Origin of the sequence: Paenibacillus residui (assembly GCF_042677205.1) — a bacterium.
Lineage (GTDB): Bacteria > Bacillota > Bacilli > Paenibacillales > NBRC-103111 > Paenibacillus_L > Paenibacillus_L residui.
Window position 1 is genome coordinate 1 of the sequence record NZ_JBHTIU010000111.1, and the last position, 10,506, is coordinate 10,506.

The following is a 10,506-nucleotide window of genomic DNA, read 5'->3' on the forward strand; positions in this document are numbered from 1 at the left end:
CTCATCGATAAACAATGCCCCGCCCATCGCTTTCTTGATCAGTTCCTTCGTCTTCAATGCGGTATGCCCTATATATTCGCCGACCAGCTCCGCACGATCCACCTCGATCAGATGACCTTTGGACAGCACCCCCAGCTCATGCAGCAGCTTGGCGACGATTCGGGCGACGGTGGTCTTTCCCGTTCCCGGATTTCCTTTGAAGACCATGTGATAGACATGAGCGTCATAGTGGAGACCCGCCTCGGCCCGGTACTGCTTGATCAGCAGCAGAGCGTAGATTTCATAAATAAGCTCCTTCACATTCTCCAGTCCGATCATTCGGTCCAGCTCTTTCAGAATCGCGGAAAATTGCCGGGTCGGAGCTCTGTCGATCTTGGACAAGGGCGGCGCTTCGGCGGCAGCGGCAGTCCCTTCAGGTGAATTCAATACAATGCTGATACGCCGCGAAGGATCTTCCGGATTTCGGTGGATGGTTGCCGTATATCGACCGCTCATATCGGATCACCTCGTATATTTTTTGTGTAAGCAGTATACGCAGGAGCCCAGAAAAGGGTTCCCGACAAGCCCCGCTCCGCCCCGCCTTCGCCCTAAAGACGCCAAGGAAAATGTGGATGGCCGCGTTGGGAGAGTCTGCAACTGGTACGGTTGACGACCCGGTGATTTTTATTTCATGCGGCTAAACCAATTGGAAAGAACTGGCGACCTCAGGTGCCCTTATTATTTGCAGCATATCTCGTCTTCGGATTTTACTCAAATAAAAATTCAGTCAAAAACACATTGCATATTTATTCATTAAAATGTATTTTTATTAAAATCATGGAAATATCGAGGTGCAGACGGGAGGAGCTTATAGTGGAGAAAGACCGGGCGTTCATAGCCTTTATTGAACAATTGGCCGCCAATACCTGGCCTTCTATCGTTCAGCAAGCTTATGGGGGCTGGAAGCTAAGAGCGGCCGAAGGAGTTACCCGGCGGGCCAACAGCGTATGGACTTGCGGGGATCTGCCGGAAGGAAATTGGCGGGAAGAGGTCAATGCTTTTTACAGCCGCCGCGGGCTGCCGGTTTGTTACCAAATCAGTCCGGCCTCTCCGCCGGAGTTGGACAGACTGCTGGAGCTTGAAGGGTATCGCAAAGAAATGGTTACGACCGTAATGATCTCGAGTATTGAAAAAGTCAGGGCTTGTCTAAACCCCCCCGAGGACGATTACATCATCCTCCATTCCGGCCCTTCCGGGGAATGGATAGATGACTTTATCGCTTTCGAGCAATTCCCGGTAACGCGAAAGCTGGTCTACGAAAAAATGTTTGCCGCTATCGGGCCTAGGCATACCTTTCTCACTTTGAAAAATGCCCGAGAGGAGACGATCGGGGTAGGAACGGCCATCGTCGAAAGAGGCTGGGCGGGATATACCAACGTCGTTATCGCTCCTCCATTCCGCAGGCAGGGTGCCGGCCGCCGCCTGGTCCGCGCGCTGGCCGACTGGAGCGGCCAGAACGGGGCCTCGAATCTTTATCTGCAAGTCTCCGCAGATAATGAGCCGGCTATCGCCCTCTATACCCGTTCCGGTTACCGTCCCTTATATCAATATCATTATCGGATTGGAGGAGGATAAACGAAAAGCTCCAGGTTGTCCAATTGTCCAGCATAATGCTTCTCCGTGATACATGACAGCGTCTGACGAACGTGCATCTGTTCCCCCGCGGTCCAAATTCAAGGAGCAGAGGAAAGGCCCAGCCACATCATCCATTTGTCCAAGGTCCATTTCCCGTAAGCCAGCGTCTCCCTCGTCTTGTGCCAAGTAATATTCATCACTTCCGAATCGACCGTATACACTCTCGGGTTCTCGAAATGGAGGAATCGGGCCATATCGAGAGCCCGGGCGCCATGATAATGATGAGTAACTATGATGGCCGTCGTCCATTGATTGGCTTTCATAATATTCTGGCTGAAGGACAAATTTTGCAGCGTATTTCTGGCCTCATCTTCCTTGAACAGATCGGATTCGGGGATGCCGCGCTCCAGCAAATACCTCTTCATCCCTTCCGCCTCGGTCACGGTCGAGCCATGTGTACCCAGTCCCCCGGAAAGAATAATTTTATCTACTATGCCTTGCTCATACAGTTCAACGGCCCCTTCCAGTCTTTCCCGAAGGCCCGGACTGGGGACGCCATTCCAGAGGGCGGCCCCAAGCACGATCGCGACATCTGCCGGCTCCGAATTCTGACTGTGCTGAACCGAGTAAATTTTCCACTGCACATACCCAACCCATAGGACTAGCAAACCTGCCAATATCCCGGCGGTTTTCAACCAGAATAAGGCTTTGGCTTTTCTTCTTTTCATTCGGTTCCCCCTCAGCTCCCGCGAACACAATCAATATTGCAAAAACTGCTCCACTTCGCCGAACAAACGATCCGCTTCCTCCCCAAAGCAAAGCAAATGCCGGGAATTCGGCAAAATCAGCAGTTCCTTGGGTGCGGATATTTTCTCGTAAATATACTTTGCACTGTAAGGATGTACAATATGGTCCTCCGCCCCTTGGACAATCAGCGTCGGTACGGACACTTGCTCGAATTCCGGCCTGATCTCCTTGACCAGCTTCATAAATTCCACCACAGCGCGCACAGGCGTCCCGGCCTTGCCCGGCGTATCCTTCGTTCTGCTTCCAGCCAGCCTTTCGGCAATATCCCGGATCATCCTTCCCGGGCTGATATAAATGACCGGCGTTCCCAGTAAGGCCAGTCTGCGAACCGGAAGCCGGTTAGCCACATAAGTAGCCAGCAGTCCGCCCATGGAGAATCCGACCAGATCGATCGGACCGCAGCGTTCAACCAGCTCCTCGGCTTCGGTTAAGGCTTTGGCTATCCAGTCGGCCCGGGTATAGCGCTTGAGTTCACGTAATTTCCCTCCGTGGCCGGGAAGCTCCGGAACCGTGCATAGCACTCCCCGCTTCCGCAAATAGTCCGCTAAAGGACCTAATTCATACGGTCCTCCGGTAAAACCGTGGATTAGCATACAAGCTCGCGTGGACACTGGCTATCTACCTCCCAAGGTCACCTCATGAGTGCCGTTTCCGAGAAGAACTCTAAATGCTGCCCCGCACACTTTAAGACTTACTTGCCATTAAACGTACTGCTGCATTAATCCTAGAAGTAAAAATTTGCAAACGAAGCCCTGTAAATCCCCCACAAGCACGTGAGCTGTCGCGCCCTGTAAATTCCCCACGTGACGCGTAACCTTTGAAGCTTATTCAGGGTACTTTGCCGGATCCCAGGAAACTAAAAGCCTGCAATACTGCATGCTTTTGGCCATTTTGCACCGTGTCCGCAGCAAAGCCTGAAAAAATACATCTTCTTTTCCCGTTCCAGGGGTAATCGAGTGATTTGATGCCGAAATAAATGTATTTTCGCAGGCTTTTCTCCATAAGTATCCGAATCGCTTCGAAATGGAGTATTATCGCTGTTATCGCAGCAATTCTTGATCCATTAACGGCGTTGCCTTTCCTCTACTCCCGGTCGTTCTTTATATAAAGTGAAACTTATCCTTTCTATATTTAAAAAATAGCAGAGACAGACTCTGCTAAGAAGGAGGCCGCTTCAACAGCAGCCTCTATGTCCACGGCCGGTTTATTGTCCGGCTTCATGAATCGTCACTTTGTTGATCGTCACGGTCTCCGTCGGAAGGCTCGGCGTGCGATCATTCCCCTTCGGGTTCATCTTAACCGGTGTAGCCGCAATTTCCTGCACGGTATCCATACCTTCAATCACTTTGCCGAAGATAGAATAATCCGGCTGCAAATTCAGGTTGTAGCTATCTTCACCCGTGCATATAAAAAACTGGCTTCCGTTGCGGTCCTTCCCGGACTTCGCCATAGCGACTATTCCAGGCTCGTAGGTATACCCCGAGTCCAGTTCGTCCTTAATGTAATACCCGGGCGTTCCGGTCCCCGTACCCGTCGGATCGCCGGTCTGAATCATGAAGGTCTCAATGATTCGATGGAAAGTGACTCCATCGTAATAGCCCTCCTTCGCCAGAAAGACAAAATTATTGACCGTATTGGGCGCTTCTTTCGCAAATAACTCAATTGTAAACGTGCCTTTGCTCGTTTCGAATTCGGCTTGATAGGTTTGTTCCGGATCGATAGTCATAGCCGGAGGCTGTGACCATTTCTTGGCTTGTCCCGGCGAGGCGGATGGAGCCTGTGTCGTTGCCGGCTGCCCGTTCTGGCTGCCTTGCCCGGCTTCCCCGCCCGATTTGCCGCCGCACCCTGCCAACAGTGCTGCGGCTAGTGAACAGACTAACGCTGCTTTAAATCCTTTACTGTATGGAATCAATGATGAACACCTCAGTTGGAAAAATATAACCCATTATAGCATATTGAAGAAATCACTCTCAAATCTTGCGATTGCTTTAACGAAAGAGATTCGATAGTAAACATTGAGCAGAATGACCTTCCCCCAGTACATCATTTGTTCAACCAGATAACGATGAAAGAAAAAGAGCGAGAGTTAGCGGACAATTGCCCACTCCTCTCGCCCTTTTTGGGCGATATATGAACTTTTCACCGGTTAAGCCTGTTTCTCCATATGAATGAACTAATTGTTGAGACAACCCCACCGGATCATGGAGCCGCTGTCTCTCCGCCTTCTTCCTGACCCCGATTGTTCTCAATGGGATCAATGATCTCCGGCGTTCCCCCCGGATTCATTGTCGAATTGGAGGAGGATTGATGACGATCCGGGTTATCGGGCTCCCGACCCGGGCTTGGAGTCGGGGTCGGATCGGGCCGATTTGATGAATCCGGGTCCTGAGACGGGCTCGGATTCGGATCAGGTGTTTCCCCCGGCTCTCGATCTTTGTCTTTGTCTTTATCTTTATCCCTGCCGTTATCTTTATCCTTGTCTTTATCCCCATGATCCGGATTGTCGGGCGGTATCGGTGTCTCATCGGGAGAAGAATCATCTTCTCCGTTCTCACCCGGTATAGCTACCTCCACAACATTCGATTGTTCCCCAGTCGTATCTTTCTCCGGATCATAAGCGACGACATAGTATTGATAGGTTTCTCCCGGGAAGGCTGAAATGTCGTTCGCCTCCGCCGTCTTAACCTCCAGCAGGAAGCTGAAGTCCCCTTCATTGGAGCCTTTCCGGTAAATCTTGTAATTGACATTTCCGGTTACCGCTTGCCAGGAAAGCTTGACCTTCCGGCTTTCCTTATCGTAATGCGCGTTGAAATTCGTCACCGTCTCCGGTTTTTCCTCATCGGCCGGCGGCTCCTCCTCCACCTTCGTACCCGGGAACGGTTTGACCGGTTCCTTGGCCAATGCCTTGGACATCACTTCCTTGAACAAGGCGGCCGCTTGACCGCTCTTGATCGTGATGTAGTGGTCTTTGTCCGCTTTGTCGAAGCCCATCCATACAGCTGCGGTCCATTCCGGAGTATAACCGGCAAACCATATATCCTTGTCGCGTTTGTCCACGAACGGATGCTGGGTCGAGCCTGTTTTACCGGCGACCGGGCGGTTCATCGCGGCGCTGGCGCCCGTTCCTCCCGGCTCCACGACCTTCTGCATCAGTGCCGTCATGGATCGGGCCGTAGATTCTTTCATCACCCGTTTGCCCTTCGTATTTTTAAAGGCATGAATTTCTTTGCCGTTTCTATCCTTGATGCTGACGATGGCATGAGCCTCATGCATTATTCCATCATTGGCAAAAGCGCTGTACGCCTGCGCCATCTCTAACGGCGAAACCCCGTAAGTCATTCCCCCGAGAGCGATAGCGAGGTTCCTGTCATTTTCATCAAAAGTAATTCCAAGCCCCTCTGCGAAATTCATCGCATACTTCAGGCCTACTTCATTCAACAGCCATACGGCAGGCATGTTCCAGGAATACTTCATCGCATCGAACATCGTGACTTCTCCGCGATACTGACCGCTCAGGTTGCTGGGCGAATATCCGTTGAAAGACATTTTCTCATCCTTCAGCATCGAATAAGGCGTAAATTTGCCGGATTCGATCGCCGGAGCAAAGCTGATGATAGGCTTGAAGGATGAGCCCGGCTGCTGCTTGACCAATGCACGGTTCCAGCCCTTCCGCTCATAGTCCCGTCCGCCAATCATCGAGACAATTCCGCCCGTCTTATGGTCAATAATGACCATACTTCCCTGCATAGCCATTGTCTGCTTGTCTGTCTTCTTCTGGAACATTTTATCGTTCTTGAAGGTTTCCTCCAGAATTCTCTGGGCATTGGAATTCAGTGTCGTCTCGATTCTGTAGCCGCCAAGAAGCAGCTCCTCTTCCTCGATATCGTATAGCTTGCTTGCTTCCTGAACCACATAATCAATATAGGAAGGAAATTGATTGCTCGTCTGGATGTCCGTCGACATGGCGGGATCGTAGTCCACCGCCTTCGCCTGATTCATCTCTTCCTCTGTGATCAGCCCCTGCTGATGCATCAGCGTGAGGACAACCCCGCGCCGCTCTTTCGATTTCTCCGGATTATTAAGAGGAGAGTAGGTCGTCGGCGCTTTGGGCAGTGCCGCCAGCGTAGCGATCTGCCACAGCTCCAATTCGTTCAGGTCGGAAATGCCGAAATAGCGTTTGGAGGCCATCTTGATCCCCCAGGCGCCGCTCCCGAAGAAAATCCGGTTCAGATACATTTCCAGTATTTCATCCTTCGTAAACTCTTCCTCCAGAGCGATGGCGATGGAAACCTCGGTCGCCTTCCGGAACACCGTCTTGTCCGCACTGAGGAACAGGTTTTTGGCCAACTGCTGGGTAATCGTACTGCCGCCCTCCACGACTTTGCGGGCAATGACGTCCTTGACCAATGCCCGGCCGATCGCCCATAGATCGATACCTGTATGCTCTTCAAATCTTCTATCCTCGGTCGCGATGAAAGCTTTACGCAAGAGCGGCGGAATATCATCGAGAGCTACCAGCTCCCGGTTTTCCAGATAAAGCTTGGCCACCTCGTTGCCTTGAGAATCCAGAACAACGGAGCCTTCCGTAAGCTGCAGCTTATTAGCCTGCTCATCCAGTATATTTTTCCCCATGTAAATAATGATCAAATATCCGGCCAAGGCGACGACAACGGCCAGAGCGGCGGTGACCAAACTCAATGCCGCCATTTTCCTCCATGTAAAGACACGTTTCTTCGGTTTCGCTTTGGCTTTCTTCTTGGATGTCAAGTTTCTCTCCCCCTTGTCTCCTCCCTGGAAGTTATCTTTCTTCTATCTCTTGTCCTTGATCTCGCTTCCGGTGAATGATGGATGGCTTCTCGTCAAGTTTGCATAAACGATCAGCAATTCATGTCTGTTAAACATCCAACGGTTGAATCCTTTCGTCATGCCAGGCCAAAGCCTGCGCCGATCCGTCCCCAACCGGATTTTCTTTCTTTATTCACCGGCAGCACGCAAGCTCAACCTTCCCTTCCTAATGTATAAACGAATATAAACGATTAAAAGTTTCATAGCAAGCCAAAACCCACGGCACCTCTTGTCAAACATTAACCTGCAAAAGGCCAATCGAACCTTTCCGACTATCGTTTTTAGGAACAATCCGTAGAGAAAAACATGCACAGACCGTTAATAATCCATCCGGAAAAGCCTCCAGAAAAAGAACAACCCTTCACCTGAATCAGGTGCAAGGGTTTTCTTCGTTTACCAATATTTACACAATCGTTTACTTATCTGATTCTATCTCCGGAGCAAACGATACCGCTCGCATTGGCGTGAACGTTGATATCGCATGCTTGTATACCATCTGCTGTCTGCCTTCGCTATCGATGATGATCGTAAAATTGTCGAAGGCTTTAATAAGCCCGCGAATCTGGAACCCGTTCGTCAGGTAAACCGTTACGGGCACACTTTCTTTACGCAACGAATTAAGAAAATTGTCCTGAATATTAATTGTTTTGTTCATCCATTGGTCCTCCTTCAAATAGTTGGAACAGACAGCCATCTAAACTTTATGGAAGAATTAGCTACGTTACGAAGTGTATTCCGTATGGGGCGTTAACTTTCCTGCTATTATATCATTAATTGTCCGCAAATGTTTAGAAAAATTTGAATGGTCTGTCACATCGACCCAACAGATGTCCTTCATTCGTCTAAACCAGGAAAGCTGGCGCTTGGCAAAACGCCTTGTGTTCCGTTTAAGCAGCGTAATTGCGTCTTCCCAAGACATCTCGTTGCGTAAATAAGCGGCGATTTCCTTATAGCCAAGTCCTTGCATGGAAACAAGGTGCTCCCCATATCCGAGACGAAGAAGCTCACGCACTTCTTCGACGAGTCCTTCCTCGACCATCTGATCGATACGGTCTTCAATACGTTTATATAGTAATTCCCGGTCCATTGTCAAGCCTATGATGCAAAGATTATAAGGAGATTCCCTGCGCTGCCCGGCCAGATGCTCCGACAACGGAATTCCTGTCAAGTGGGCGACCTCCAGAGCCCGGATGACCCTGCGGTGATCGTTCGGGTGAAGCCGCTCCGCGGTTGCCGGATCGATCTGGCGAAGCCTGTCATGAAGAGCCTGCTCCCCATGCTGCTCCAGATAAGCCCGCTGTTCCTCACGGAATGGTTCGTCGGAGCCGGCATCGCTAAAATGAAAATCATAGCACAGCGATTCAATATACAGTCCGGTGCCCCCGACAATGAAAGGCAGCTTGCCCCGGGCGCCGATTTGCTCGATAAGCCGCCGGGCCCGTTCCTGAAATTCGGCTACGGAAAAAGGATGATCCGGATCGTGAATATCGATCATATGATGGGGAACCCGGGCTCTTTCCTCCTTCGTCGCCTTGGCCGTGCCGATATCCATGCCCCGGTATACCTGCATCGAATCTCCGGAAATGATTTCGCAATGAAGCGATTCGGCTATATCCAGGCTGAGCCTTGTCTTGCCGACGGCCGTCGGCCCTACGAGAACAAGCAGTTTAGGTTGGTCAGATTCACGTGTCATCCTGAGATCACCCCGTAAGCGATTTTCGAGCTGGAACGAACGACCTCTCCGAAGCCAAGCCGTTCGAATTCCCGGCTTCCCCGCAGCTCCTTAAGAACAACCGCTCTCCGCGCAACCCGCTTGGCCTCCTCAATGGCGGAAGGCTGCAGGGAGGCGGAATTCGCCACCTCTCGAAGCGGGGACAGGTGGCTGGTCTCCTGCACCGGCTCCCGGAACATCGGATCGAAGTACACGATATCGAAGCTCTTGTCCGCAAGCTGCTTTAAATATTCCGCATGGTCCCGGTGAACCACCTGCACCCGGCGCATCGCTTCGTTCAGCTGGGGAATTTCGGAAATATAGGTCTTAAGCCCTTCCTTCAGCAAAACGGCCAGAGCCCCCTCGCTCTCCAGCGCGGTCACATGCCCGCTGCTTCCGACCGCATGAGAAAATACAATGGCATCCGAGGCCAAACCGGCGGTACAGTCCAGCACCGAATCTCCTTCCCGGACACCGGCGGCTGCGAGCAGCGAGTCGGACTCCCCGCGCACGATTCGCTTGATTCTTACCAGCGCCATGCTGGGATGAAAAAATAAAGGCGGCTGCGAGCCGCAATAATAATTCAGCTCTTGCTCGGAGACGGACCAAATCCGTTCCTCTCCATATTTATCGGCAAGCTGCTTGAGAGATTGGCGTTCCCGGGGCACCCAGGTCCAGCCGTTCTCGGCAGCAATCCTTCGGGATCGCGCTATCGCGCCATCCGTAGGGTTATATGTAGTCGTTACAATCATGCCATCACCCGGTCATTTCTATGCTCGTCTGCAAGAAAACATCTTCCCTTGCCCCAAGAGTATACTCTATTTTGCCCCAAAAGTATAATCCGGCTCCCCTATGCTGCGGAAGCCGGAATCATCTGTTGAGCTACATTACTCTTTTAAACATTTTTTCCAGTTCATATGTGGAGAAGCTGACGACAATCGGCCGCCCGTGCGGACACGTATATGGAATCCGGCAGGAAGCGAGCCGTTCCAGCAATGCCTCGATTTCCGCCAGGCTCAGTCGCTGGTTCGCTTTAATGGACGCTTTGCAGGAGCAAAGCGTAGAGGAAGCTTCCCGCAGCTTGGCCACGTCAATCTGTTTCTTCTCCGCCAATATCCATTCGGCCATTTCTTCTATAATGTCCTTCTCTTCCCCTTCCGGAAACCAATGGGGATAGGCGCGGACGATGAAGCTGTTCCCGCCGAAGCTCTCCAGATAGACGCCGACCTGTTCGAAATAGTCCAGCCGCTCCTTAAGCCGTTCCGCTTCCGCAGAGGTGAATTCCAGGGTTAGCGGAACGAGCAGCTCCTGGCTGGCCTCCTGAGGCTGGCCGAATTTATCATAATAGTATTCGTAATTAATCCGCTCATGGGCGGCATGCTGGTCGATCATGTACAAGCCATCCTCGTTCTGGGCGAGGATATACGTGCCATGCAGCTGGCCGATCGGCTCGAGCCGCGGGAACGCGGGCATCCCGCCGCCTGCCTCCGCCTGGGCGAGCACGCCTGCGGCCGCCTCCGCCGCCGCAC

Annotated in this window: 9 protein-coding genes and 1 pseudogene; 1 reads left to right on the top strand and 9 read right to left on the bottom strand. The window is 51.7% G+C overall.

Annotation, left to right across the window (positions count from 1 at the left end; translation table 11 throughout):
• The coding region (locus tag ACFQ03_RS25740) for an AAA family ATPase (RefSeq protein WP_379291876.1) at window positions 1-495 on the bottom strand (495 nt) is incomplete at its 3' end.
• Window positions 496-852: 357 nt separating this feature from the next.
• Here ACFQ03_RS25740 and ACFQ03_RS25745 point away from each other — a divergent pair.
• Window positions 853-1,614 carry a GNAT family N-acetyltransferase gene (locus ACFQ03_RS25745; RefSeq protein ID WP_379291879.1) on the top strand — a complete coding sequence of 254 codons (762 nt, stop codon included), beginning with the start codon at window positions 853-855 and terminating at the stop codon, window positions 1,612-1,614.
• 98 nt (window positions 1,615-1,712) lie between these two features.
• Here ACFQ03_RS25745 and ACFQ03_RS25750 read toward each other — a convergent pair whose 3' ends face one another.
• The 8 genes and pseudogenes from ACFQ03_RS25750 to ACFQ03_RS25785 all read right to left on the bottom strand — a co-directional run.
• Window positions 1,713-2,342, bottom strand: coding sequence for a YdcF family protein (locus ACFQ03_RS25750; protein ID WP_144933481.1), 630 nt, complete (start codon window positions 2,340-2,342; stop codon window positions 1,713-1,715).
• Window positions 2,343-2,372: 30 nt separating this feature from the next.
• Window positions 2,373-3,032 (bottom strand): alpha/beta hydrolase, encoded by a 660-nt coding sequence (locus tag ACFQ03_RS25755; RefSeq protein WP_379291881.1) that lies wholly within the window; start codon window positions 3,030-3,032, stop codon window positions 2,373-2,375.
• A gap of 593 nt (window positions 3,033-3,625) precedes the next feature.
• Entirely contained in the window at window positions 3,626-4,330 is a 705-nt protein-coding gene (locus tag ACFQ03_RS25760) for a peptidylprolyl isomerase (protein WP_186328215.1), read from the bottom strand.
• A gap of 290 nt (window positions 4,331-4,620) precedes the next feature.
• Complete coding sequence (locus ACFQ03_RS25765; protein WP_144933479.1) at window positions 4,621-7,188, bottom strand: transglycosylase domain-containing protein; 2,568 nt, start codon at window positions 7,186-7,188, stop codon at window positions 4,621-4,623.
• Window positions 7,189-7,681: 493 nt separating this feature from the next.
• Window positions 7,682-7,921 carry an RNA chaperone Hfq gene (gene hfq / locus ACFQ03_RS25770; protein WP_144933478.1) on the bottom strand — a complete coding sequence of 80 codons (240 nt, stop codon included), beginning with the start codon at window positions 7,919-7,921 and terminating at the stop codon, window positions 7,682-7,684.
• Between the two features lie 66 nt (window positions 7,922-7,987).
• The gene (gene miaA / locus ACFQ03_RS25775) at window positions 7,988-8,959 is read right to left on the bottom strand and encodes a tRNA (adenosine(37)-N6)-dimethylallyltransferase MiaA (protein ID WP_144933477.1); all 972 of its coding nucleotides are present in this window, start codon (window positions 8,957-8,959) and stop codon (window positions 7,988-7,990) included.
• Entirely contained in the window at window positions 8,956-9,729 is a 774-nt protein-coding gene (locus tag ACFQ03_RS25780; RefSeq protein WP_144933476.1) for a class I SAM-dependent methyltransferase, read from the bottom strand. The genes miaA and ACFQ03_RS25780 overlap by 4 nt, the downstream gene beginning before the upstream one ends.
• A 130-nt stretch (window positions 9,730-9,859) precedes the next feature.
• Window positions 9,860-10,506: pseudogene (locus ACFQ03_RS25785) on the bottom strand (DNA mismatch repair endonuclease MutL); the annotation flags it as partial.

Bases quoted from the DNA above. Each gene is read 5' to 3' on its own strand.
- ACFQ03_RS25750 (WP_144933481.1), bottom strand. From the start codon at position 2,342: ATGAAAAGAAGAAAAGCCAAAGCCTTATTCTGGTTGAAAACCGCCGGG.
- hfq (WP_144933478.1), bottom strand. From the start codon at position 7,921: ATGAACAAAACAATTAATATTCAGGACAATTTTCTTAATTCGTTGCGT.
- ACFQ03_RS25780 (WP_144933476.1), bottom strand. From the start codon at position 9,729: ATGATTGTAACGACTACATATAACCCTACGGATGGCGCGATAGCGCGA.
- miaA (WP_144933477.1), bottom strand. From the start codon at position 8,959: ATGACACGTGAATCTGACCAACCTAAACTGCTTGTTCTCGTAGGGCCG.